This is a genomic window from Labrenzia sp. 011, assembly GCF_003075075.1.
In the GTDB taxonomy this organism is placed as follows: domain Bacteria; phylum Pseudomonadota; class Alphaproteobacteria; order Rhizobiales; family Stappiaceae; genus Roseibium.
In genome coordinates, this window is the sequence record NZ_QCYM01000032.1 from 1 (window position 1) to 22,773 (window position 22,773).

A 22,773-nucleotide genomic window follows, 5' to 3' on the forward strand; every position below is an offset into this window, starting at 1 on the left:
GGTATGAATTACGCCAAAAAGTATGTGTTTCGAAAAACTACAATAGGAACTTTTAACTAGTTAACCATAGTTGCAGCTGTACTCAAAATTGGTGCAGCCGCACTAAAGTAAATTTCCTGATCTTGAGATATAAAATTCCTAACAATTTATTAAATCGCTTGTTTGTTTCGTGTTTGGTTCGGCTTTTCGAGATTACGTACTAAAGGGTTTCTCTGAATAATTTAATGTGAAGTCATTCGCTGAGTATATGTATGGAAAGGCGTCAATATGTATTTCGGAGCTCGTAGCTATTCTCAGGATTTAAACCTTGGGAGACCGCTCAAGGAGCGTCGTTCCCGCGGTGGTCGGGACTTTCCGTTCACGCTGGCTCAACGGTTTGATTACCTGGTGTTCAGTGTCTTTGTACTGGATGTCGAAACCGGAAAGGTCGAGGTCACCTTTACTTACGACAATAACGGACGCCGTTGGGAAGCGGATGATCTTCTTGCGAAAGAGATCGCCGCCGTCTCGAGTTTCAAGGGCGACGCCTGTACCCCCGTCTACTACGACCCTTCCGTGCTGCGGTGCACTAGCGGTCATCCCTCCGAGGTGCGTTCGAAGTCGGTCCTGGAAACGGACCGGGCCGCCGTTCTGACTGTGGATCTTGGAAACGGCCTGCGGCTCTATCTGGCGGCTCATGTCCCCTGCGGATTTTCAGAGCCCCTGTTTCAGGGTGTCGTCGCCTATTTCGAGGATGTGGGGGGCGGTTTCCGGACTTACGGCGAGGACCTGGTTTACGGGCGGAACAAGATCGATCTGGTGAGCACCGGCTACTGGATCAAGTTCATCAAATATCCGGCGCTGGTCATCTACGGGAACGGGCATGTGCTCACCTCCAATCCGGCGGCGCAGATGCTTCGTCAGGATACCGGGGAATTCCATGTTTCGAAGGGACGCCTTGTCGGCCCGGACACGTTGCGAAGCTGTATTCGCCCGTCCGCGGATTCTGCGGTTTCCCTGGAGCCCTGTGACAATGGATTTCCCGGATTTTCCGATTCCGGTGTCTCGCGGAGCAAAGAAGGTATCCAGTACTTCGTGGAAAGCATCCCCGACCTTTCAGGGGAGAGCGGGCAGTCGGATCCTGTCAGGGACTACTTCAGAAAACGAATTGTCATTGCCTCGTCCATCCCGACCGTCGACGTGAATCCCCTGCTGATCAAGTCGATGACGGGTGTGACCCTGCAGCAGGCAAGAATAATAAAACATATAGTTTCAGGAAGAACTTTGCGAGAGGCCTCCGAGCTTCTTGGTATCAGTTACAATACTGCCAGAAATCATATTGCAATGGCTCAGCAGAGGCTGGGGGTCAATTCCCAGGTTGAGCTTGTCAATATTGTTCAGGGTGCGATTTCAATCTCTCCTCATCTTGAGATGAATTAAGAAAATATCAGGAGCTCAGGCGATGATAAAGTATACTGTGTATGCGCTGGCTGCGATGGCGACCATCGTGATGTTTTTCATCATCACGCTTCCGTTGTCTGTCGAAGTGCAGCTTTTTCTCGGACTTTCCGTATTGCTGGTCATGCATGTGGCGAAGGCCTTTCCGGGCACGCTCGGACGGGTGGTCTTTCTGTCCCTCGGCGGGATCCTGGTCGGTCGATATGTCTTCTGGCGTGTTTCCCAGACGATACCCCCTTTCGACAATTTCTATGATTTTGTCCCCGGTGTGGTGCTTCTGACTGCGGAGCTCTTCTGCATTCTCATGTTTTTCCTGTCGGCGCTCATCGTTTCGGACAGATACGAGCGACCGCGCCAGGTTCAGGACACGGACGAGGACGCCCCGACCGTGGATGTCTTCATACCGAGCTACAACGAGGAGCCTGGTCTGGTCGCCTGCACGATCGCTTCGGCCCTGAACATGGATTATCCAAAGCACAAGTTCCGGGTGTATCTTCTCGACGACGGGGCGACCGTCCAGAAGCTGAATTCGCCGGACAGAGCGGTCTCCCGGGCGGCGCATGCCCGGCGAGAGGCGCTGCAGCGCATCTGCGAGGATCTGGGCGCGACCTATGTGGCCCGCGAACGCAACGAACATGCCAAGGCCGGCAACCTGAACTACGGGCTTTCCAAGTCCGTCGGCGATCTGGTCGTCGTCTTCGACGCCGATCACGCCCCCGCGCGCGAGTTCCTGCGCGAAACGGTCGCCTATTTCAGGGACCCCAAAATGTTCCTTGTCCAGACGCCGCATTTTTTCCTCAATCCGGATCCGGTCGAGCGCAATCTGCGCACCTTCGACGTCATGCCTTCGGAGAATGACATGTTCTACGGCATGATCCAGAAGGGGCTGGACAAGTGGGATGCGACCTTCTTCTGCGGCTCGGGCGCGGTCCTGCGCCGTGCGGCTCTCAACGAAGTCGGCGGTTTTTCGGGGGTTTCCATTACCGAGGACTGTGAAACGGCTCTGGAGCTGCATTCCCGTGGCTGGAAGAGCGCATATGTCGACCGTCCGATGATCGCAGGTCTTCAGCCGGAGACGATCGCCTCCTTCATCGGCCAGCGCTCCCGCTGGTGCCGCGGCATGATGCAGATTCTGCTGCTGAAGAGCCCGCTCTTCAAGCCGGGTCTGAATTTCATGCAGCGGATCGCGTATATGTCGAGCGCCATGTTCTGGCTGTTTCCCTTCCCGCGGCTGGTCTTCATACTGGCTCCCATGCTCTTCATCCTGTTCAACATGAAGATCTATATTGCCTCGCCACAGGAATTCCTCGCCTACACGATGACCTATATCCTTGCGGTCATTTCAATCCAGTCGGGTCTCTACGGCAAGTTGAGATGGCCGTGGATTTCCGAACTCTACGAATACATTCAATCCATCTTCCTGTTTCCCGCGATCATTTCCGTGCTCCTCAATCCGAGGGCGCCGAAATTCAACGTGACATCCAAGGGGGAAACCCTGGAGGAAGAGCAGCTTTCCGTCCTCGCCTGGCCCTATATCGTGCTCTTCGCCGTCATGTTGTGCGTCACCGGCGTGCTGTTCTGGCGCATCGAACACGACCCGGGTCAGAGCGTGCTGCTGACCGTGGTCGGTGTCTGGCAGGTGTTCAACCTGCTGATTTCGGGAGCGGCTCTCGGAGCGATCCTTGAGCGCAAGGAGGTTCGCACCGCGCCGCGTATCCTGACCAATCGTGCCGCCGTCCTGCAGCTTCACAACGAAACCCTGCCGGTTGTCCTGAAGGAGGCCAATACCAACGGTGTGCTCATGCAGCTCGAGAAGATGCCCGAGGGTGGCAATATTCTCGGCGATACCGGCGTGCTCAAGTTCATGCCTTCCAGGAAGAGCCGGGGCGCGGCGGACAAGGACGGACGGGAGGTCATGTCCCCGGAGGAGCAAACGGTGCGGGTCCGCATCGCTTCGCAGCGTGCAGGCAATGCCGGCATGATGCTCGGAGCCGGTTACGTGGACAGCGTCGCGAATTGCGCGATGGCCTCGAGTGACCTGATCTACTCCGACCTGACCATCCCGAAAGCCCTGCACAACCGGAAACTTTCCGGGTCGTCGGTCCTGTCCGGGAGCCTGCGCATCGCGCGCTGGGCGCTGAGTGCGGGGATCCGTATCCCCATGCTTGCCGTCCTGTCCCTGCTGCGTTCCGGTCTGCGCCGCAAGCCCGCGGCGGGCGCACAGGAGCTGCCTGAAACCCTGCTGACACCTGCAGAGTGAGAATTGTCATGAAACATCACATGTTTTCGGTAAAAACCATGCCCCTGGTCAGGGCCGCCCTGCTGGCAACCGCGATGACGGTTCCGGCGCTGCCGGCAGCGGCCCAGGATGTGGATCTGTCCATACTCGAACCGCAGACGGTTCGCCCGATGGCGATCCGCCGGCTGTCCGCGACCACCGATCAACTGCGTCTGGAAGGCGAAGTGGCCGAAAGGGTCATGGCGATCTACGCGCCGCGCGACGAGGTGCTCAAGTACAGGAAGCTGCAGATCGATTATCTGACCGCAGTTTCCGCCGCCCCGGAAAATTCCCATCTGACGGTCCATGTGAATGGCCAGGCTGTCGGGGCGATAGAATTGAAGGCGGGCGGGCAGAACACGCTGCACAGCTTCGATCTGCCACCCGGGCTGCTTGTCGAAGGGTTCAACGAAATCCGCTTTCTGGCAGAGCACCGGCACAGGGTCGATTGCACGATCCCGGCCACATATGAACTCTGGACGGCTCTGAATCCGGCCAATACCGGCCTGGTGTTCGATCCGGGACCGGGGAGCCAGCCGCAGGTGCTGAGCGATCTGGCGATCCTGAGGTCCATCCCGACGAATGAAAAAGGTGCGACGCATATCCAGCTGGTCCAGATCGGCAGCGCCGCCATCGGCAATATGGATCGCGCCCTGGCCGTGGCGCAGTCGATTGCGGTCTTCGGCAAATATCAGAACCCCGCAGTCAGCATCCGGGAGCGTCCCGGGGCAGGCGCGGGCCTCGACATCATTGTCGGAACCAGCTCCGAGCTTTCCCAGGCCGGTTACGTCATCGGCAGTTCCCGGTCGGAGATTCCGGGCCTCGCGCTGATGCGGACTCCTGAAACGGGACGGATCGCCCTGATCGTGTCGGCCGAAAACCGTCTGGCTCTGGATCAGACGATCGAAGCGCTCACGTCCCGGCTCGCCGGACTTCCCGTCACCGGTTCGAGAGCCGGCGTGGCGGCATTCGTGAACAAGTTCGGAAAGAAGGTGGAGGCCGGACAGGCCATCACCCTTTCCCAGCTGGGCGTTACCAGCAAGCGTTTCGGCGGACGTCTGCTGCACCAGGATTTTTCGCTCAACCTGCCGAACGATTTCTTTGTCGGGGATTACGGCAAGGCGACGCTGGGTCTGAATATCGACGCCCTCGGAAATCTCTCCGGCGCCAACAAGCTGCAGGTGTTTGCCAATGGAGCGGCGCTTGCTTCGGCCGATCTGACGCGTTCGGGCATCAGCTCGCGCAATCCGCTCAATATTCCGCTGGGCGGATTTTCACCGGGCTACAACGAAGTCCGAATCGAGGTTTCCGCGCTGACCGATGGCGATGCTGTCTGTGACGTGGCGGAACAGGTTTCGGGTGACCGGCTATATCTGAGTGCCGAGAATTCGGCCATCGAGTTCGATACCTTCGCGCAAATGAGGGTGTCTCCGAATGTCGCGGTCAAGAATCTGCTGGCTCCGGCGTCTTCCGACACAAGGCCGGCCCTGGTTCAGGTTCCCGCGAATGATCCGGCCAGTCTCGAGACGGCCGCTCAGCTGGTCGTGGCCTCGGCCGCGCTCAATCAGGAAGTCCGGCCGGTGTCCCTCGTCGTGTCGTCCGCGCTTGTCGGGACACGGCCGGGTCTGATCGTTGCCCCGGTCGACAGACTGTCCGGTGCCGCGAAGGAGGCCTATCTGGAAACCATCAACGATGTCCGCCGGATACGCAGCGGGGGCATCACGGGGCTGCTCGGTCTCGACGCGATCAGCGAGGGGGACGACAGTCTCTGGGCCGATCTGCGCCGGTATGCCGGATCCGCCTGGCGGGGTATGGGGTTCCGGCTCAGCCCGGGTGCGAATTCGGGCCAGGAATTCGACCTGCAGCCCCGGGATGTGCTGTTCGCGCAACGAACAACCGACCTGTCTGCGGAAGAGCGCTGGGTGGCCTTCATGGGGGCGCCGGTGAAGCAGGATGCCTGGACGGTCGTCACCGGTTTGGGCAGTGAAGACATCAGGACAGGCGTGAGCGCTATTCTGGAAAAGAACAGGCTGTCCTGGCTGAGCGGCGATACCTCGCTCTACAAGGCGTCCACGGGCCAGGTCGTGTCCGAGCGCTTCTCCGAGCCCGGCTATTTCGCCACGGTGGCCAATCCCTCCGACTGGCGCAACACGAGGCTGGTGGTTGCCGGTGTGATCTCGCACAACATGCTCTCCTTCGTACTGTTCATGGCGGCATTCTGCGTTTCTCTCGGCTTCGTCTATTTCGTCGCCCTCAAGAACTCGGGCCGGTGAAATGGCGAAGTTGCTTTGCGTGGCAGTGCTCGTCTCCATGATATCCGCCGGCGGGATTTCCCCTGCCGGCGCCAGCGAGGTGATCGGTCAAAGCGCCCGGGAAAACGAGGCTGTCTCGCTCTGGCTGAAGTCGGCATGGCGCGAATATGTGCAGCGGTTCGTGACGGCTGAAGGTGCCGTGATCGACGATGGCAACAAGGGCATCAGCCACAGCGAAAGTCAGGGCTACGGCATGGTCCTGGCGGTTGCAGCCGACGACCGTGCGCTTTTCGGGCGTATTCGCGACTACACGTTCGAAACCCTGCAGGTGCGCAAGGATCACCTGTTCGCGTGGAAAGTGGAGCATACGGACAAGGGCCCGAATGTCGCCGATAGCAACAATGCAACCGATGGCGATCTCCTGATCGCCTGGGGGCTCGTCGAGGCCTACAAGAGCTGGGGCGACAACGAGGATCTCAACTCCGCCAGGCTGGTGCTGAAGGATATTGCCGAAAAGCTCGTTCGCGACACCGGCTTCGGTCCCGTCCTGCTGCCTGGCGAAAGCGGCTTCAGTTCCGCCAACGGGAAGGAATTCACGCTCAATCCTTCCTATTGGGTCTATCCCGCGCTGGAGGCGGTGGCCCGTTTCGACACATCCGCCAACTGGGAGGAAATCGCCGTCGTGGGCGAGGAAGTACTCGATCTCTCGCAGCGCGCGCCCAGCTATCTGCCTCCTGACTGGGTCGATGTGTCGGGAATAAAGCTGGACCCATCGGAAAAGTTTCCGCCGGAGTTCGGCTACAACGCAATTCGCATCCCGCTTTATCTGGCGCTCTCGGCAAATGCGTACCGGGAGAAAAAGGTTGCGGATTTCGCGGCCCTGAAGGGCTTCGACGCCCCAGGCGGTCCCCATGTGGTGCATGTCGTTTCCGGGGAAATCAAAAGCGTCATGGGCGGCAAGGGATTTGCGGCGATTGCCGCACTGACCCGCTGCATGGACACGTCCGAGCCCTTTCCTCCCGGGCTGCTGCGCGTCGGCGCAGACCCCTATTATTCATCGACCCTACAGATTTTCACTGTTCTGGCTTTAGCCGAGAGGTATCCGCAATGTTTGTCTCAAGAAGGATAATCACCGTCCTGGGCATGGTGCTCGCAGGAAGTGCCGCACAGGCGCAGACGGCGCCCTGGGAAACCGCCCCGGCGCAGACCAGCAATTCACCTTTTGCCCTGTCGCTTTCGGCCGGCGCGCAAACTTCCCCGACGGTCCGCAGTGCCGAACCTTTCGCGCTGGGGTTGCCCGATCCTGCACCGGCGGCCGATGCGCCGGGGACTGCTTCAGCCGGTCCGCGGGTGGATGAATCCGCCTTGCGATATTACGCCCACAACGGGGAAATCGGCCGGGTTTCGGCGGAGATCAACCGGTTGAAGAGCCTCTACCCGGACTGGGAGCCGCCGGAAGACATTTTCGATTCCAACAAGACCGTCGTGAACGAGCAGCCTCTCTGGGATCTCTTCTCCGCCGGCAAGACGCAGGAACTTTACGCAAAGATCCGGGAGTTCATCCAGCTCTACCCGGGCTATGCACCTTCGGGTGAATTGCGGCGTCAGGTCATGAATGCCGAGGCCCGCAGAGCTGTCGTCAATGCATCCGAGATGGGAAACTACGCGGAAGTCGTCAAGACGGTTACAAAGAACCCGACGCTGCTGGTCTGCCAGGAAATGGACATGATCTGGCGGACGGCCGAAGCCCTGTACAAGACCGGACGCGAAACGGAAGCCTTTGCCGCCTATCAGTATATTCTGGCCAATTGCTCCAATTCCGAAGAACGTGTCGCCACGGTTCAAAAGGCTGTGGAAGTTCTGCCGCGTCAGGCGGTTGAAAAACTGATCGCGCTCGGCCGGGCCGGTCTTGACGGACAATCGGAGTTCAACGAGATCTTTCTCGATTTCGTACGCGGCGAAGTCGGAAAGGCGGCTGCCGACGAGCTGCTGCTTGTCGACCGGGCCGATCTGGAAGCGCTCACCCGTTCGGCAAAGCTGCAGCAGAATCCCGGCGATGCCGAACTCCTTGGCTGGTACTATTATTCCCGCCAGGACTACGAACAGGCTGCGGAATGGTTCCGGACTTCCCTGAAACTCAGACCTTCGGTAAAATCGCTGGAAGGGATCGTCATCTCGCTGAAGGGGGCGGGCGATTTCGAAGAGGCGGAAAACCTAGCTTACGACAACCGGCGCAAGGATCCGCTCATTCTCAAGGCCTATCTGGAGGTGATGTCGATCCAGATCCTCGACAATCTGGAGCGGGAGCTCGATTTCAAACGCCTGTCCAGATTTGCCAATGCCATCGAGGAAGCTGAATCCGCCAACGGCGCGCAGGTTCTGGGCTGGCATTTCTATGAGCTCTACGATTTCGAGGAAGCAGAAACCTGGTTCGACAAATCCATGAAGTTTCATCCCAATGAAGCCGCCGTTGTCGGCCTCATTCTGGTGGCCCAGCGCAACAAGCAGACAAAGCGCCATAACCAGCTCATTGCCGACTGGTCGGGGGACTTTCCTGCTGTTGCGGCACTCAAGAGCGTGCGCACGGCCTCTGCAAGCTCGTCGCGAAAGAAGTCGGGCGGCGGGGGAAGTTATTCGAATTCCTCCTTGTCTTCGGCCCGCGAGGCGTTCAACTCCGGGAAATACAAGGAAGCGGTCGCCCTGCTGGAACGCAATGCCTTGCGCGGCCGGGAAAGCCGCACGAGCCAGCTCCTGCGGGGCTGGGCGCTCTTCAACAGCGGCAGAAGCAAGGAAGCGCACAAGATCTTTGCGGCGGCCGACGCCCAGCGCTCCACAAAGGAGACCCGTCAGGGCAAGTGGTTCTCCGAAAAGGCCATGTACAAATACCAGTGACGACGGCCGGAAAGTCTCCGCCTGAAGCTCGGCCGGGCTCTGTTGCTGTCTTCCCGCTTTCCCGATCCGGAACCGGTCGGCGGCACAGCGTCCGGCGGTATGTTGATGCCGTCTTCGTCAGCCTGCCGGAACCCGTTTCCCGGCAGGCCGGGGTGGGTCGCGCTGACAGGACTTCCCCCGGTGCGATCACCGGAAGCGCGGCGCGGAACGTGGGAGATCCTTCCCGGGAGGCCGCGAATGGCCATGATGCCAAACGGGTTTTCATCCCATAGAACAGTGCCACATCTCAATCAGACAGGCGGGCTTCGATCTGGATCTGCGGGACGGATCGCCGGCTCCGCCGCCCCGACCTTGAGCCGGGACCTTCCGGCACCCGGACGAGGCCCCGGCTCAAGGCCGGGACGGCAAACCATCTCCATCCGCATCCGGCTGGCACCGATAGGGCGCAATCAATTTTTTCCGGGAACTCTTGCCGGGGCGTTTCGTTTTCCTGTCATCGGGGGTCGGCAGGTGCCGGCTCCAGGAAACGGGAGCCGGCGGTCGAAACCGGACGACTCTCCCGATCACTCAGGAGACATTCATGAAACGGCTCAACAAGATCGCTCTGGCATTGACCGGTGCAACGCTGCTGGCAACACCTGTCATCGCGGCGGACACAGGTGCCGGCGTCAAGATCGGAACGCTGACCTGCGCGGTTGAAGGTGAAACGAATTTCATCGTCGGCTCCAATGCAGCTCTCAACTGCACCTTTGAACCGGCCAATGGCGGCCAGGCGGCCTATTACACCGGGACCGTGCGGGAGTTCGGCCTGGATATCGGCACGACGACCAATGCGACCCTTGTCTGGGGCGTTCTGGCGCCGAGCGCGGACATGGAAGCCGGTGCCCTTGAAGGGGAATACGGTGGCGTCACCGCCGGTGCAAGCCTCGGTGCAGGGGTGAAGGCCAACGCCCTGATCGGTGGTTTCGACAAGTCGATCGCGCTCAATCCGGTCAGTGTTGAGAGCCAGACGGGAACCAACCTGACCCTGGGTGTCAGCTACCTGTCGCTGAAGTCGGTCAGTTGATCGATCGACTGCCAACTGTTTCTGAAGAGGGTCGGCTTTGCCGGCCCTTTTATTTTGCCGGCTGATGACTTCTCGCCGCTTTCGACCAGGAGGGACTGACATGCCCGTACAAGACGAGTCCATTTCAGGTCTTCTTGATGCCTGGGAGCGGGAGGTCCGCAACGGTGGAGCGAATGCGGGATCGCTACTGCGGGTCACGGGCAGCCGGGCGGCGGGCCCGCTGCTGTTTTTGCCCGCTTTCGCGATGGTTTCGCCCCTCGGCGCCATCCCCGGCATTCATATCGGCTTGTCCACGGTCATTGTGCTCGTCGCTGTCCAGGTGATCATCGGTTCGAGCGAGATCTGGCTGCCATCCTTTCTCAGGAAAAGGGAATTGCCCAGGGACAAGATGATCTCTGCTGTCGAGAGGCTGCGTCCGCACGCAAAGACGGTCGACAGGTTTCTCGGACGGCGGCTGACATTTCTGACCGGAAATTCGATGACACGCTTTGTCGCCGGACTGTGCGTGCTTCTGGCCGTGCTTGTCTATCCCGCGACATTCATTCCCGTACTGCCCGCGCTGCCGGGCGGCGCCATCGTCCTTCTGTCGCTCGGCCTGCTGACAAGGGATGGCGTGGTGACGCTCTTCGGACTGGTGCTTTCGGCGGTGGCCCTGGGCGTGCTGGGCTATTTCGTGGCGTAGCAGTGTTTTCCACGCATGCGCGCTGGTTGATCTGCCGCGCACTGAAGCAGGATCAAGGGACGATGCGGCCCAATGGCCTGCGGCGTGGCCATAGAGGCGCGCATCCTGTTGTCCGCACCAGGCGGCGCTCCCGGGGCGCAATTTTGAATGCTATCTGCTAAAATCAGAACTGGATGAACATCTGCCTGTACGGGGAGGGGAGGGAACCATGAGGGATGCCGCTCTTGCCATCGCGGCGACTGCGCTGGCCTTCATCACGGGTGTGTCTGCTGAAGTGTCTGCCCAACAGATCCGGGCCGAGGGATCGGTCAATCTGACACCATTCGAGGCCCGTGGCATCAGCCTGTCGACGATCTATTCGGTGGATGCGGACTTCGCCGACAAACACCAGGTGGACGTCCCCGTGGCCTTCAGCCTGGCCGCCCCACGCCGCCAAGGTCAGAAGATCAGCGCTCAGGCCAAGCCTTCCGGTGGTGGCCCGATCAAAATCTATTTCACGACCGACGACGCCGAGAGGAACATTTTTTCCTCTCTTCAGATCGTCACCTACACCTTGAAGACCGATGATCCGGACATGCGGCTAAAGGTTGGGGATCATCTGGCTGTCGAATTGTTGAAGAAGCTGGGCGCAGATCAGGACACACGGCTGAACGTCCGGCGTGAAGTGCTGATCGGCAATCTGCCTGCCGCCGAAATCGTCGGGAGTTTCGTGAACAAGGAGGGAGACCGGTTGATCGTCCGGCTTGTCGCTTTGGCGCGGCCGGAGACCCGAAACGGTATTATCGGCATTGCCGTCGGCCATCCGCGGCAGGGACGGATCAGGAAAGTGGACGACATATTCGAAACCAGTGCGTCACTGGCTTTCGACACCGTGACATTCCAGTAGCCGTCCGGATCCCGGGGAGACAATCCGGATCGAAAAAATAGCGGGCTGCTTTCGCAGCCCGCTATTTGTCGGCAAATCAACGATCCGGGCACAGGCCCTGATCCGTTAACGCAGCATCGCGCCGTCCGGATTGGACTTGAAAGCAGCCGGGTCGAAGGTTTCGGCATTTTCCAGGTCCGATTTGGTGAACGGTACGGTGATCATCAGGTCGCCGTTGTCCGTCTCGTACAGCTTCAGGCTGTCGAACGCCACGGCAACCGGCTTTTCGCCGAAGCCGAGGAAACCGCCGACGTCGATGATGACTGCCTTGGCCTGGCCGTCCTCATCGAGCAGAACCTGAGATACCTCACCGATGTCGGATTCGTTGCCGGCCTGCACTTCTGTGCCTATCAGCGCGGCCGTCGAGATCGTGGCGGCATCGACCTGGGTCATGGCGCCTGCCATGTCGTTGGCTTCGTCGTCGGCCAGAGCGGAGTCTTCGGCAGAAGCGCTGTCGCGCGTCTCGTCGATCCGCTTTCTGGCGGGGTCGACAGCTTCCGTGCGAACCGAGTCCGTCATCTCGTCGGTGCCTTCGGCAACCTGGTCCATTTCATCACGGAGAGACGAGGTTTCCATCCAGTTCGGAATGTGGTCCGGACGTTCGTAAGTGGCCGCGTTTTCCAGCTCTTCCCTGGTGGCGTCGGTCGCGATATCGAACTCGCCGTCATCCTTTGCAACGAAGGACAGACGTTCGAATTCGACGGCGACATCCTTTTCGGCGATGCCGAGGAACCCGCCAACACCGACGATCACGGCGTGTACCTTGCCGTCACGGCCGATGACAACGTCGTTGATGTCGCCGATATCATCAGCGTCATCGGTCTCGCCGGACATGACGGATTTACCGATCATGTTGGAAGCCAGGATGCCATTCGTCGCGTCGGTCGCGAGGGTCTGGAATTCGAATTCGTAAACGCGGATGTTGTCTTCGACGGCGCGGTCATGGCCCTTCTGGGGCGGAGTTGCGGTCTGGGCAAGCGCTCCGGTGGTCATCAGAGCTGCGACGGCGGTCGATGCAAGCAAATTGCGAAACATTATTTAGTCCTTCCTGATTTCTGTTTGAAATCTCATGTGACACTCAGTAAACTTTCGAGTGGCGTTTGAGTTCCCAAAAAAAATACGCGCCATAAGGCGCGTATTTCTTAAATTTTATTTTCTTATATAGTTGCTGTGGCGCCCTTGGGGCCGGCCAGAAGCCAGACGATGAAGCCGACAACCGGGAAGACGATGATCCCGAGAATCCAGAGGAGCTTGGCCACTGTCGAAGCGCCGCTCCCGAGAACCTTGATGATTGCATAGATGTCCAGGACCAGAATGATCAGACCCAAAATTCCATATTCCATGACAAATCTCCGAATTGAACCAAATTGATATTTGCGACTGGTTCTGAAACGCGAGCGGAGGACAAAAGGTTCCGAAAAGAAATCGGTGATGCTGGATGGCAGGGACGGAAACCGCATGGGCAGGGAACAATTGCGCAAGTGATGCGTTGAGGTCAGGTAACTCAATAGAAGGATGTTGCCATGCTTTCCTGGGCGTTGTTTTTTCTGGTGGTTGCACTGATTGCAGCCGTTCTCGGTTTCGGCGGTATTGCCGGGACCGCCGTATCCATCGCGAAACTGATCTTTTTCGTCGCGATTGCCCTGTTCCTGATCTCGGTCGTTGCGCATGCCTTGCGGGGACGCAGGGCCTGACGACGGTTCGCCAGGGATTGCAAAAGGGCGCTTCGGGCGCCCTTTTTTGATGTCTTTTGCCGGAAGGATGGCGGTTCGCGGACCGGTTCCGGGGTGTTACGCGGACTTCTTCTTGCTGATCGTGCGGCGCGCCGATCTCAGACAGTCGGCGATCTGCTTGCGATCGGGCCGGCTGCGGATCGCAAGATTTGCGTCCGAGGCAATGTTCAGAAGCTGGGTTTCCAGAAGCGGCAGGTGTTCGGACCGGCAGACGCGGGCCATCTTGTCGAGCGCGGTGATGAGGTGATCCAGCACCAGGATGTTGGTTGCCGAGGACTGCCGCAGGGGCCGCATGGCGGCATTGAGAATATCCCTCACGGGCAGCAGATTCAGCCAGAGCCTCGGCGTTTCCGCGTCGTCCTGCAGCAGCGAACTGGGCGCGCCGCGCTGCAGGATGCGCGCCAGCGAGGCCGACAGGTGGTCGATCGCGCTGATGGCCGTATAGGCATCGTTGACACCGGGAGACAGGGCCCGGAGTGCGATCTCGACCATCAGGTGGACCGAGAACTGGATATCGCCCTCCGGCGCCCGGGCCTTTCCCACCCGGAAGGCATGGCGGAATTTCTCGATGTCCGGCTGCTCGGCGCTGGTGCGGATTTCGGCAATCGGCATGTCTTCTATGACGAACGCACCGGGAGGGACGAGCACTTCCACGAAACCGTCCAGGTCCCCGGCAAGGGAAATCAGTCTGGCGCTGTCGATGAAGGTGACATAGCCACTGCCGGTCGCGGGAACCGGGTGGATGGGAAGGGAGGGGATCGCGTCCCGGTCATTTGGCTTTTCGCGGGGTTCGCTCGACAGAAGAGTGTCGATGGACGTGCGCAGCGACGCCTGGATCCTGCCGATCTCGGTGTCGATCCGGATCCGGCTGGCGACATCATTGACGAAATACACCAGCCAGAAGAAGCTCACGGCCGCAAGGGCGATCGATACGGTGACCGAAAACCGGACGTCGCGGGATCCGTCGATCATGAACAGCACCAGAAGCGCGTAGAGGAATGTCGCGCCCAGCAGGCCGATGGTCACCTGCGTGGTGCGGTTGCTGGCGAATGTTTCCAGCAGCCTCGGCGATATATTTCCGGCAGCAAGGGTAAAGACAACCAGCGTCAGGGAATAGACGAGACTGATCACCGACATCATGGCGCCGGCGATGGTCGACAACACGGAGCGGGCACCGGCCGCGCCGATCACCTCGAACCCGATTGCGTCGAAGACTCCTTTGAGGAGAGCCAGATCGTCGACAAGCAGGGCGAAGAGCGCGAAAAAGGCGCCGAGGAGCGCGATGCAGACCGGAATGAAGAGGAACCCCTTGAACAGTCTGATCAGGGCCTGTTCACGGGCATTTTCGCGGTAGGCCAGAACCATGACTGCGGTCCCTGCGTGCAAGGCCGCGCATCCATTCCGCGCGGCGGTGAATGCGGTCCGGGAATTCGGACCGCGCGGGGTCAGACGGTCAAGGCAGCGTTGATCATGTTCGTGGATTCGGCGATGGCCAGTTCCGAGCGCTCGAAATGTTCGGTTCCGTTCATCAGGTCTTCCAGGCGCAGACGGGCGCGGGAGACACGGCTCTTGACGGTTCCGATCTTCACACCAAGAATTTCGGCGGCCTCTTCGTAGGAAAAGCCGCTGGCACCGATGAGGATCAGCGCTTCGCGCTGGTCGTCGGGCAGGACCTGGAGGGCGCTGAGAAAGTCCCGCATTTCGAGGTGGCCGTTCTGCTGGGGTTTGGATTCCAGAGACGCGGCATGTTCACCGTCGGGATCGGCCACTTCGCGCTGCAGCTTCCTGCCGACCGTATAGTACTGGTTCCTGAGGATGGTGATCAGCCAGGCGGTCAGATTGGTGCCATCGGTGAACTTGTCCCTGTTGGCGATCGCCTTCGCCAGGGTTTCCTGGACCAGATCGTCCGCCCGGTCACGGTTGCCGCTGATCGAACGGGCAAATGCCCGCAAGCGCGGAATGGAAGCAACGAGGTCTTCCTTGAATTTCGCGTTGCTCATTCGGCGATCTCCTCGTCGGAGGTCTCTTCCTCGGACTCCGGATCATCCAGCGAGGAAAGCAGCTCGAGCATGTCGTCCGGAATGGTTTCCGACAGGGCCTCGTCATAAACCTTCTTGAGCTGGCTGCCGATCCAGTCTTCTTTTTTCGTTGCCCCGGCCGTCGGAGTGATTGTTCCGAAATCGGAAGCGGCCTGCTTCGGGTGTGTCTTGCTTGCCATCGCTTGTTCCTAGTTCATGTTGGGGCCGGAACCCGTATCTGGTAAAATAACGCCGACCGTAAAAAAAAGTTCCCGATGTTCGGAACTTTTTTTCAAGTTACGCATTTCCACCAACAGGCGGTGCTTGTCACCTTCCCGCATTTGACCGCGAGCATGCGGCGGCAAAGTAAGGATTAACTTGATGTCCGTGAGCCTATCACAAGAAATTGCACCCCTGTTGCCCTACCTGCGTCGCTATGCGAGAGCATTGGCCGGAACGCAGAAAAGCGGCGATGCCTATGTCCGGGCCTGTCTGCAGGCGCTGGTGGCCGACCATTCGATCATTGATACGTCCGAAGGCGTTAAAATCGGTCTTTACAGGCTGTTTCACGTCTTGTGGAACGCCACAGTGATCCCGCCGGCCGGCGACGACGGCAGCGCCTCGATCTTCGAACGCACGGCCCAGCAGAGACTGGGCTCGATGGCTCCGGAGAGCCGCCAGACCCTTCTGCTGACCACGCTGGAAGGATTTTCGTTGCGGGAAACGGCGAGGATCATCGACAGATCCGAGGACGAGGTGTCCCTGCTGGTCACCGCGGCCATCGATGAAATCGATCGTCAGACCAAGACCGATGTTCTCATCATCGAGGACGAACCGCTGATTTCCATGGATCTGATCGAGATCGTCGAGTCCCTGGGCCATAACGTCACGACGGTTGCGCGGACCGCAAGCGATGCGGTTGCCGCTGTGAAAGTCAAGACGCCCGGTCTCGTCCTGGCCGATATCCAGCTTGCCGACGGCTCGTCCGGGATCGATGCAGTCAAGGACATCCTGTCCGAGCTGACCGTGCCGGTGATTTTCATCACCTCGTTCCCGGAGCGTCTGCTCACAGGGGAACGTCCGGAGCCGACTTTCCTCATCACCAAGCCCTTCAATCCGAATACCGTGAAGGCCGGCATCAGTCAGGCCCTGTTCTTCAAAGGGGCGGATGCGGTCGCGGCCTGAGCGGCCGGGACCGGATGTGCCTCAGGCTGTCATGTTGACCCCGTCATGCGCATGCCCCGAAAGGCGCGGTAGCTTTCCGGTTCTTCCGGGAGCTGCCGACCTTCGGGGGAATGCAGGTCATGAGGGGGATGGTTGCGTCTCTTTTGAGGCCAACCCCCCGAAGGGGAGGCGGGAAGGTCCCGCCTGCGCCCGTCAGTGGTTGCCGAGCCAGCCGTCGATTTCCTTTTCGGCTTCCTCACGGCTCTTGCCGTATTTCTGCTGGATCAGTCCAGCGAGTTCCGTGCGGCGGCCTTCGACCTTGTCGAGCTCGTCGTCGGTCAGCTCGCCCCACTGCACCTGCGCCTTGCCTTTGAATTCGCGCCAGTTTCCTTCAATCCGATCCCAGTTCATTGCTCGAAGTCTCCTTGTTGTCGTTACATCGGGAAAACGGCTTCAGGGAGTAAAGGTTCCACGGGAACCTTCATCGTCAGACAGGAAAAAATTGGCAGATTCAAACAAATGGCATCGCACGCCCTTCGCCCGGACTGACCTGAGGTCAGCCGCACAGAGCCACGTCAAACGTCCCGGCGGGAGTGCCGAATAATGTTTTCCGACATCCTGTCCTATCTTTTTGGCGACCCGTCTCTGAGGTCGCTCGACTACTACATGCGCTGGCGCGAGGACCTCATCTGGGTGCATGCGATATCGGATGCGCTCATCGCGCTTTCCTATTTCGCCATCCCGATGGCGATCTTCCTGTTTCTCCAGAAGCGACCGGATATGCGCGGCACGACGCGCAGTGTGGGCTATCTGCTGATCACCTTCATTCTTGTCGGTGGCGTCACGCAAACCATGACGTTCATGACCCTGTGGTGGCCGGTCTTCGGCGCCCAGGGACTCCTGAAACTGGCAACGGCACTGGTATCGATCGCGACGGCCGTGGTCGTCTGGCAGGTGCTGCCGAAACTTCTCGCCATTCCCTCCATGGACGATCTGGAGCGGGCGAACGAGTTGCTGAAGGCGGAAAACGTCGAGCTCAACGATGAGGTCGGCAGAAGCCGGATGGAGCTGAACCTCATCAACTCCAAATTCGAAATGGCTCTGACGGGATCGAACATTTCCGTTTTCTCGCAGGATTCGGATCTGCGCTACACCTGGATCCACAATCCGCGCTTCGGCTTCGGCAGCAAGGAAGTTCTGGGCAAGACAGACGCGCAGATCCTGCCGGCCGAAACGACCGAGGAAATCGTGCCGCTGAAGCGCACGGTGATGAAGACCGGGGAATCCGCGTCAGCCTACATCGCCATCGAGGATCAGGAAGCCGGCACGATCTTCCTGGATCTGATCGTGCATCCGACCCGCAATGCGGCCGGTGAGATCGATGGTGTTCTGTGTACCGCCGTCGACATGACGGAAAAGAACCTCTACGAAATCCGGCTGGCGTCGATGGCCAGCCAGCTTGCGGAAGCCAACAAGCGGTTCGAGTCGGCTCTGGACGGGTCGCTCATCACGGTGTTCGAGCAGGATCTGGAGCTGAAATATGTCCATGTCGTCAACCCGCCCCCGGGCTACGAAGCGGGCAACTTCATCGGCATGACCGACAGTGACCTCGTGTCCGAGGAAGACCAGCTCAAGATCCTGCCTGCCAAGAAAAAGGTTCTGGAGACCGGCGAGACCGAGGTGATCGAATTCGATGTGGATTTGAACGGCAAGACGAGGAACTACAATCTGCGCCTTGACCCTGCGCTTGACCGCAACGGCGAAGTGTCCGGCATTATCGGGACGGCGGTGGATCTGACTCACAAGCGGGAAAACGAGCGGCAGATGCATCTCGTCATGCGTGAACTGACGCATCGCTCCAAGAATCTGCTTGCCGTCATCCAGGCCATGGCCCGTCAGACGGCGGCCAGGTCGGATACCACCAGCGATTTCGTGGAAAGCTTTTCCGCCCGGCTTCAGGCAATGGCCGCGAGCCACGATCTGCTGGTCTCGCAGTCCTGGTACGGAGCGGATCTGCGCGATCTCATCGTGGCGCAATTGTCCCAGTCGATCGACCCCAGCGGTCCGCAGGTCCGGCTGGAGGGTGTCTCCTGTACCATCACTGCCGACGCGGCCCAGAATCTGGGACTGGCGCTTCACGAGCTGACGACGAACGCGACCAAATACGGCGCCCTTTCCGTCGTCGACGGCAAGCTGTCCGTGACCTGGGAGCAGGTTGGCGACAAGATCCTGTTGAACTGGAAGGAAAGCCAGGGGCCGGAGGTGGCGGCTCCGAAGCGGAACGGCTTCGGGCGGATGCTGCTGGAACGGCTGGTCGGCCCGTCTCTGGACGGTGAGGTGAAAATCTCGTTCTCACCGGACGGTGTCAGCTGCGCCATCGAGATCCCGACGAAGCATATCGCAAATTAGGGCGTGAACTCCCGAATGAGAGCAAATCTTCACCCGGCAGGCTTCGGCGGAACGGGTCTCGTCACCGATCGCTGTGCGGGCGCCGCTGACGGTTGAGGGAGGCGAGCGCCGCGTCGATTTCCCGGATCATCTGATCGGTGTCATTCCGGCCTCCGGGCGACAGGCGCGCGGCCTGCTTCAGGGCGGAGCGCCAGGTCAGCAGTGCGGTTCTCTTCTGGTCCGCCGAGAGCGAGGGATCGTTCAGAACGCCCTGCGCGGAACTGAAACCGGCAAATCTTTTCGGAATGCTAATCATGACAACGCGGCGCCTGGATCATGGGAAAAGGCTGCGCACCGTGCGGCGCAACCCGCTTTCATGGGATGTTCCTGAAAGCGGATCGCTCCGAAGGCACGGCGCAGCAGTCAAGTCGACTGTGTCTGGGCAGTCAGGTGGTCTTCAGAGCCCTGAGCATCCAGGCGGCCTGCTCATGAAACGCGATGCGTCCGGTGAGAAGGTCTTCGGTGACCGGATCGCCGTGATCGCCTGCGTAAGCGACCATGTCGCGCATTTCCGCCGAGATCACTTCGTGACTGCGCACGAGGTCCTCGATCATGTCATGGGCGTTCGGCATGCCGCCGGCGGGCAGGTGAATGGTCAGGTTCAGGACACCTTCCTCGACATTGACCGGGGCCCTGTGCCCGAGCGCCCGGATGCGCTCCGCGAGTTCGTCCGTCGCCGCGAAGAGGTTCTCGTAATGCTCTTCCGTCAGGTCGTGGATGGACTTGAACATCGGCCCGACGACGTTCCAGTGATAAAGGTGCGACTTGATCGTGAGGATATAGGTTTCCGCCAGAATGACAGACAGATGCCCGGCCAGCTGCTCGCGGACTTCCGGCGAGACGCCGGTTTTCATCTCGTCGGATTTCGGGGTTTGAACCTTCAGAATCTGCGTCGTCGACATGATCGTTCCTTTCCTGATGGACTGGTTTCTTGTGCGCGGCTCGAGGGCCTTCATCAGGAAAAGTCTTCGGAACGGGATCGGTTCCGGAATTGTTTCGAAAAAAATTCGATTTTACCTAGAGGTGAGAGAGAGGTGCTTATGATTATTTTGGTTGTAATTCGTATAAAAAGAACTTTTTACTTGTGTGTTTAGGATCTTTATTTATTTTATCACTTTGTTGTGAGATTTTTCTGAGTTGTTATGTTGATTCCCGTGTTTTCAAGGCATCTACTGCTTCTTTTTTCAGTAATGTTGGCTGGTTTTGTATTGGTATCTGAGGAGGTTCCTCTGTGCATGAGACGTTGCCGTCATGAAGGGTCGCCGGGCACGCTCCTCGCGGCGAACCGTCCGGGTTTCGTTGCCCTTGCAGAAAATCCGGAACCAAACGGCCCGTCTCCTGTTTACCGGATGAACCGTGGGGCGAAATGCCTGCGGCCGGGGCCCGGACGGGTTCCGGGCATCGGCCTTGTACAGGCCTTCTTTCAGGCCCCGGCGACGTCCGGGCCAAAAACGGAGCGAAATGATGGCGACTTCCAAACCCGCAACTGCGTCTACCGGCAATGCCGCCAACGATCAGGTCAGCGCCGGCGAAATCGAACAGGATATCGAACGCATTCGTTCCGATATTGCCGCTCTTGCCGGCTCCCTGAAGAAATACGGTGCCGGTAAGACCGGAGAATACGCCTCCAGGGCCAATGCTGCCGGCGAGGACCTGACGAAGATGTCCCAGGACGCGCTGAACACGCTGACAAGCGAACTGGAAAGCTACGAGCGCACGCTGGTGACCGGCATTCGCCGTCACCCGCTGCAGTCTCTCGGCATCGCCGCGGGTATCGGCTTTCTGGTCGCGGCGCTGGTTCGCCGCTGATGGTCATGCGCGCGCTTCCGCTGGCCATGGGTGCCGTAACGCGTGACGTGCGGATGATGTATCGCCGTACCAAGCGGAATGCGTATCTGACGGCATTCGCGGGTCTCTGCTTCAGCACGGCCTATGTCACCGGAATCGCAGCCGTATGGGCCGTTCTCGCGCCGGTCTGGGGACCGGCGCCGGCCGCGGCGATGATCGCCGGTGTCATGGCGGGTATCGGCTGTGTCGTGCTGGCGGTTCTGAGTTTTCTGAAGTACCGTGAACGCCGTCGCAACAGCCGGCGTCGTGCGGCGCAACGTCTGACGGCGGCCGCGGCTGTTTCCATTCTGCCGCGTCTGACCAAGTCCAGGGGACTTCTCGTCGTGGCCGCTCTTGGCGGACTGGCGTTCCTGGCGAGCCAGAGCGGCGATCAGGATTGAATTCGATCCGCCACGGCGCACTGCCGCAGGCGCGTAACCAGTAGCGGAGCGCCACATGAAACGGCAGATGGAACTTCACGAAGGCGCAGCTGGGGGTGCCGGTGCGACACCGGCGCCTGCCTGGCATGCCGATCCGGTCGTGCGGATCTGTCTGCTGATCCTGTGCGGCCTGGCCGTGACGGTGGCCCTGGATTTCGCCCAGGTGATCCTTGCGCCCGTGTGCCTGTCACTGGTGGTCGGCACGCTTTTCGGCCCTGCGGCCGACCGTCTTTCGCGCATGGGTGTGCCGTCCTGGATGTCGGCGATCGCGATGGTGCTTCTGTTCGTGGGGCTGATCATGACAACGGGCGCAGCCTTTGTGGTTCCTTTGTCCGACTGGATGGACAAGCTGCCGCTCATCTGGGCCCAGCTGCAGTCGCAGCTCACCTCCTGGCAGGGGTTCTTCGCCTCGGTGTCCAGTCTGCAGGACGAGTTGCAGAATGCCATGGGCCAGTCCGGAAACATGCAGGTGAGCGTGGACGACACCTCCGCCGTCGAAAGCGTGTTCTATTTCGCGCCGACCTTCGTCGCGCAGGTCATCCTGTTTCTGGCAAGTCTCTACTTCTTCATTCTTACCCGGCCGCATTTCCGCCAGTCGCTGCTGCGCATGTGCGACGATCACGATCAGCGCAGGAATGTGGCAACGGTCATTCAGGCGATCGAAACGCGGCTGTCGACCTATCTGGTCTATATAACCTTCATCAATATGGGCCTGGGCGTGTCGGTTTCCCTGACGATGTGGGCGCTCGGCGTGCCCTCGCCCCTGCTTTGGGGGATGCTGGCCGGATTGCTGAACTACATCGTCTATATCGGCCCGGCAGTCATGGTCGCGGTGCTGACCGGTGTGGGCCTGGCGACGGGCCATACCGTGCTGGCCATCCTGACGCCTCCGGCGGCCTATCTGGTGCTCAATCTCATCGAGGCGCAATTCGTGACACCGATGGTGCTTGGCCGGACGATGACACTCAATCCGTTCGTCGTGTTCCTGACGATTGCCTTCTGGATCTGGCTCTGGGGGCCGGCGGGCGGCTTCGTGGCCGTGCCGTTGCTTCTGGTCGCCTATTCGATTTTCGAAGGCGAGTCCTGGGACAGGTGAGCAGACCTCGGCATGGAGATTGCCATGGGTGGTTGGTCTCCGTGTGTCCGAAAACAGAAAAGCCGCCCGTTTCGGAGCGGCTTTTCCGGTATTGGAAATGTCTTTCAGGCAGGCTTATTCAGCGTTGAAGGCCAGCATGCCGCCGGCGATCGGCCAGCCGGTGCAGGTGGTGGTGCTGTTGCGCGAGACGCAACGCATGGGCCGGTCGTGCGTGTCGGCCAGATCGATCTTCAGATCGCCCTTGCCCGACGTGGCGGCGATGTCCGTCTGAACCAGCGGCGCCTTTGCGCCGGGGGTGGCCGATGGGGTGGCTGCGAGTTCCGCAGCGCTCAGAGCGCTTGCAAGAACCGCTGCCGCGAGAATGGTCGGCGTACTGACCGCCAGGATGCGTTTGCGTATTGTAATCATCATCAATACCTCCACCCCGTAAACGCACAAGTTAAGGAAAGGTTTCATCGCGAATGACGGGCCATGCCGGTTGCGGGAAAAGGCCGGTGGGTTCCGTGCGGATTGTC

Annotated in this window: 23 protein-coding genes; 14 read left to right on the plus strand and 9 right to left on the minus strand. The window is 59.6% G+C overall.

What is annotated here, in order from left to right; genetic code table 11:
- Window positions 1-267 precede the first annotated feature (267 nt).
- The 8 genes from DCO57_RS21235 (at window position 268) to DCO57_RS21270 (ending at window position 11,493) form a co-directional block, all read left to right on the plus strand.
- Window positions 268-1,419, plus strand: coding sequence for a helix-turn-helix transcriptional regulator (locus DCO57_RS21235; RefSeq protein ID WP_116700927.1), 1,152 nt, complete (start codon window positions 268-270; stop codon window positions 1,417-1,419).
- Between the two features lie 22 nt (window positions 1,420-1,441).
- The gene (gene bcsA / locus DCO57_RS21240; RefSeq protein ID WP_116700928.1) at window positions 1,442-3,697 is read left to right on the plus strand and encodes a UDP-forming cellulose synthase catalytic subunit; all 2,256 of its coding nucleotides are present in this window, start codon (window positions 1,442-1,444) and stop codon (window positions 3,695-3,697) included.
- An 8-nt stretch (window positions 3,698-3,705) separates the two neighbouring features.
- Entirely contained in the window at window positions 3,706-5,988 is a 2,283-nt protein-coding gene (locus tag DCO57_RS21245; protein ID WP_116700929.1) for a cellulose biosynthesis cyclic di-GMP-binding regulatory protein BcsB, read from the plus strand.
- A gap of 1 nt (window position 5,989) precedes the next feature.
- Window positions 5,990-7,096 carry a glycosyl hydrolase family 8 gene (locus DCO57_RS21250; RefSeq protein ID WP_116700930.1) on the plus strand — a complete coding sequence of 369 codons (1,107 nt, stop codon included), beginning with the start codon at window positions 5,990-5,992 and terminating at the stop codon, window positions 7,094-7,096.
- Entirely contained in the window at window positions 7,075-8,859 is a 1,785-nt protein-coding gene (locus DCO57_RS21255) for a tetratricopeptide repeat protein (RefSeq protein WP_116700931.1), read from the plus strand. Before DCO57_RS21250 ends, DCO57_RS21255 begins: the two co-directional genes overlap by 22 nt.
- 580 nt (window positions 8,860-9,439) lie before the next feature.
- On the plus strand, window positions 9,440-9,925 hold the full coding sequence (locus tag DCO57_RS21260; protein ID WP_116700932.1) for a DUF992 domain-containing protein: 486 nt from the start codon (window positions 9,440-9,442) through the stop codon (window positions 9,923-9,925).
- Window positions 9,926-10,025: 100 nt separating this feature from the next.
- The gene (locus DCO57_RS21265) at window positions 10,026-10,607 is read left to right on the plus strand and encodes an exopolysaccharide biosynthesis protein (RefSeq protein ID WP_165814804.1); all 582 of its coding nucleotides are present in this window, start codon (window positions 10,026-10,028) and stop codon (window positions 10,605-10,607) included.
- Between the two features lie 208 nt (window positions 10,608-10,815).
- Window positions 10,816-11,493 carry a hypothetical protein gene (locus DCO57_RS21270; protein ID WP_116700934.1) on the plus strand — a complete coding sequence of 226 codons (678 nt, stop codon included), beginning with the start codon at window positions 10,816-10,818 and terminating at the stop codon, window positions 11,491-11,493.
- A gap of 105 nt (window positions 11,494-11,598) precedes the next feature.
- Here the strand turns inward: DCO57_RS21270 and DCO57_RS21275 are convergent, their stop codons facing one another.
- Both DCO57_RS21275 and DCO57_RS21280 read right to left on the minus strand, forming a co-directional pair.
- Complete coding sequence (locus DCO57_RS21275) at window positions 11,599-12,567, minus strand: PRC-barrel domain-containing protein (protein ID WP_116700935.1); 969 nt, start codon at window positions 12,565-12,567, stop codon at window positions 11,599-11,601.
- Window positions 12,568-12,689: 122 nt separating this feature from the next.
- Window positions 12,690-12,875: a PLD nuclease N-terminal domain-containing protein gene (locus DCO57_RS21280; protein ID WP_116700936.1), complete on the minus strand. Its 186-nt coding sequence runs from the start codon at window positions 12,873-12,875 to the stop codon at window positions 12,690-12,692.
- 180 nt (window positions 12,876-13,055) lie between these two features.
- Here DCO57_RS21280 and DCO57_RS21285 point away from each other — a divergent pair, with 180 nt between their 5' ends.
- Window positions 13,056-13,226: a DUF1328 domain-containing protein gene (locus DCO57_RS21285; protein ID WP_116700937.1), complete on the plus strand. Its 171-nt coding sequence runs from the start codon at window positions 13,056-13,058 to the stop codon at window positions 13,224-13,226.
- Window positions 13,227-13,322: 96 nt separating this feature from the next.
- On the opposite strand, the gene DCO57_RS21290 is transcribed toward DCO57_RS21285, so the two are convergent.
- The 3 genes from DCO57_RS21290 to DCO57_RS21300 all read right to left on the minus strand — a co-directional run bounded on the left by DCO57_RS21290 (window position 13,323) and on the right by DCO57_RS21300 (window position 15,483).
- On the minus strand, window positions 13,323-14,630 hold the full coding sequence (locus tag DCO57_RS21290) for a DUF2254 domain-containing protein (protein WP_116700938.1): 1,308 nt from the start codon (window positions 14,628-14,630) through the stop codon (window positions 13,323-13,325).
- An 80-nt stretch (window positions 14,631-14,710) separates the two neighbouring features.
- Window positions 14,711-15,265, minus strand: coding sequence for a sigma-70 family RNA polymerase sigma factor (locus tag DCO57_RS21295; protein ID WP_116700939.1), 555 nt, complete (start codon window positions 15,263-15,265; stop codon window positions 14,711-14,713).
- Complete coding sequence (locus DCO57_RS21300) at window positions 15,262-15,483, minus strand: NepR family anti-sigma factor (protein WP_116700940.1); 222 nt, start codon at window positions 15,481-15,483, stop codon at window positions 15,262-15,264. Before DCO57_RS21300 ends, DCO57_RS21295 begins: the two co-directional genes overlap by 4 nt.
- A gap of 187 nt (window positions 15,484-15,670) precedes the next feature.
- Between DCO57_RS21300 and DCO57_RS21305 the strand changes: the two genes are divergently transcribed.
- Window positions 15,671-16,468 carry a response regulator gene (locus DCO57_RS21305; protein WP_116700954.1) on the plus strand — a complete coding sequence of 266 codons (798 nt, stop codon included), beginning with the start codon at window positions 15,671-15,673 and terminating at the stop codon, window positions 16,466-16,468.
- A gap of 192 nt (window positions 16,469-16,660) precedes the next feature.
- Here DCO57_RS21305 and DCO57_RS21310 read toward each other — a convergent pair whose 3' ends face one another.
- Window positions 16,661-16,858: a CsbD family protein gene (locus DCO57_RS21310; RefSeq protein WP_116700941.1), complete on the minus strand. Its 198-nt coding sequence runs from the start codon at window positions 16,856-16,858 to the stop codon at window positions 16,661-16,663.
- Window positions 16,859-17,050: 192 nt separating this feature from the next.
- On the opposite strand from DCO57_RS21310, the gene DCO57_RS21315 reads away from it, so the two are divergent.
- Entirely contained in the window at window positions 17,051-18,856 is a 1,806-nt protein-coding gene (locus DCO57_RS21315; protein ID WP_116700942.1) for an HWE histidine kinase domain-containing protein, read from the plus strand.
- Window positions 18,857-18,917: 61 nt separating this feature from the next.
- On the opposite strand, the gene DCO57_RS21320 is transcribed toward DCO57_RS21315, so the two are convergent.
- Window positions 18,918-19,151: a hypothetical protein gene (locus DCO57_RS21320; protein WP_116700943.1), complete on the minus strand. Its 234-nt coding sequence runs from the start codon at window positions 19,149-19,151 to the stop codon at window positions 18,918-18,920.
- Between the two features lie 130 nt (window positions 19,152-19,281).
- Complete coding sequence (locus tag DCO57_RS21325; protein ID WP_244287992.1) at window positions 19,282-19,797, minus strand: DNA starvation/stationary phase protection protein; 516 nt, start codon at window positions 19,795-19,797, stop codon at window positions 19,282-19,284.
- Window positions 19,798-20,359: 562 nt separating this feature from the next.
- Here DCO57_RS21325 and DCO57_RS21330 point away from each other — a divergent pair.
- Genes DCO57_RS21330 through DCO57_RS21340 form a run of 3 tightly spaced genes read left to right on the plus strand, consistent with a single transcriptional unit; the run spans window position 20,360 to window position 22,258 of the window.
- The gene (locus tag DCO57_RS21330; RefSeq protein WP_208978075.1) at window positions 20,360-20,704 is read left to right on the plus strand and encodes a DUF883 family protein; all 345 of its coding nucleotides are present in this window, start codon (window positions 20,360-20,362) and stop codon (window positions 20,702-20,704) included.
- A 5-nt stretch (window positions 20,705-20,709) separates the two neighbouring features.
- Entirely contained in the window at window positions 20,710-21,123 is a 414-nt protein-coding gene (locus tag DCO57_RS21335) for a hypothetical protein (RefSeq protein WP_133192727.1), read from the plus strand.
- A 55-nt stretch (window positions 21,124-21,178) separates the two neighbouring features.
- Entirely contained in the window at window positions 21,179-22,258 is a 1,080-nt protein-coding gene (locus tag DCO57_RS21340; protein ID WP_116700947.1) for an AI-2E family transporter, read from the plus strand.
- Between the two features lie 114 nt (window positions 22,259-22,372).
- Here DCO57_RS21340 and DCO57_RS21345 read toward each other — a convergent pair whose 3' ends face one another.
- Window positions 22,373-22,669 carry a hypothetical protein gene (locus DCO57_RS21345; protein ID WP_116700948.1) on the minus strand — a complete coding sequence of 99 codons (297 nt, stop codon included), beginning with the start codon at window positions 22,667-22,669 and terminating at the stop codon, window positions 22,373-22,375.
- Between the last annotated feature and the right edge of the window lie 104 nt (window positions 22,670-22,773).

Coding starts and splice junctions, on each gene's coding strand:
- DCO57_RS21235 (WP_116700927.1), top strand. CDS start 268: ATGTATTTCGGAGCTCGTAGCTATTCTCAGGATTTAAACCTTGGGAGA.
- bcsA (WP_116700928.1), top strand. CDS start 1,442: ATGATAAAGTATACTGTGTATGCGCTGGCTGCGATGGCGACCATCGTG.
- DCO57_RS21245 (WP_116700929.1), top strand. CDS start 3,706: ATGAAACATCACATGTTTTCGGTAAAAACCATGCCCCTGGTCAGGGCC.
- DCO57_RS21250 (WP_116700930.1), top strand. CDS start 5,990: ATGGCGAAGTTGCTTTGCGTGGCAGTGCTCGTCTCCATGATATCCGCC.
- DCO57_RS21255 (WP_116700931.1), top strand. CDS start 7,075: ATGTTTGTCTCAAGAAGGATAATCACCGTCCTGGGCATGGTGCTCGCA.
- DCO57_RS21260 (WP_116700932.1), top strand. CDS start 9,440: ATGAAACGGCTCAACAAGATCGCTCTGGCATTGACCGGTGCAACGCTG.
- DCO57_RS21265 (WP_165814804.1), top strand. CDS start 10,026: ATGCCCGTACAAGACGAGTCCATTTCAGGTCTTCTTGATGCCTGGGAG.
- DCO57_RS21270 (WP_116700934.1), top strand. CDS start 10,816: ATGAGGGATGCCGCTCTTGCCATCGCGGCGACTGCGCTGGCCTTCATC.
- DCO57_RS21275 (WP_116700935.1), bottom strand. CDS start 12,567: ATGTTTCGCAATTTGCTTGCATCGACCGCCGTCGCAGCTCTGATGACC.
- DCO57_RS21280 (WP_116700936.1), bottom strand. CDS start 12,875: ATGGAATATGGAATTTTGGGTCTGATCATTCTGGTCCTGGACATCTAT.
- DCO57_RS21285 (WP_116700937.1), top strand. CDS start 13,056: ATGCTTTCCTGGGCGTTGTTTTTTCTGGTGGTTGCACTGATTGCAGCC.
- DCO57_RS21290 (WP_116700938.1), bottom strand. CDS start 14,630: ATGGTTCTGGCCTACCGCGAAAATGCCCGTGAACAGGCCCTGATCAGA.
- DCO57_RS21295 (WP_116700939.1), bottom strand. CDS start 15,265: ATGAGCAACGCGAAATTCAAGGAAGACCTCGTTGCTTCCATTCCGCGC.
- DCO57_RS21300 (WP_116700940.1), bottom strand. CDS start 15,483: ATGGCAAGCAAGACACACCCGAAGCAGGCCGCTTCCGATTTCGGAACA.
- DCO57_RS21310 (WP_116700941.1), bottom strand. CDS start 16,858: ATGAACTGGGATCGGATTGAAGGAAACTGGCGCGAATTCAAAGGCAAG.
- DCO57_RS21315 (WP_116700942.1), top strand. CDS start 17,051: ATGTTTTCCGACATCCTGTCCTATCTTTTTGGCGACCCGTCTCTGAGG.
- DCO57_RS21320 (WP_116700943.1), bottom strand. CDS start 19,151: ATGATTAGCATTCCGAAAAGATTTGCCGGTTTCAGTTCCGCGCAGGGC.
- DCO57_RS21325 (WP_244287992.1), bottom strand. CDS start 19,797: ATGTCGACGACGCAGATTCTGAAGGTTCAAACCCCGAAATCCGACGAG.
- DCO57_RS21330 (WP_208978075.1), top strand. CDS start 20,360: ATGGCGACTTCCAAACCCGCAACTGCGTCTACCGGCAATGCCGCCAAC.
- DCO57_RS21335 (WP_133192727.1), top strand. CDS start 20,710: ATGCGCGCGCTTCCGCTGGCCATGGGTGCCGTAACGCGTGACGTGCGG.
- DCO57_RS21340 (WP_116700947.1), top strand. CDS start 21,179: ATGAAACGGCAGATGGAACTTCACGAAGGCGCAGCTGGGGGTGCCGGT.
- DCO57_RS21345 (WP_116700948.1), bottom strand. CDS start 22,669: ATGATGATTACAATACGCAAACGCATCCTGGCGGTCAGTACGCCGACC.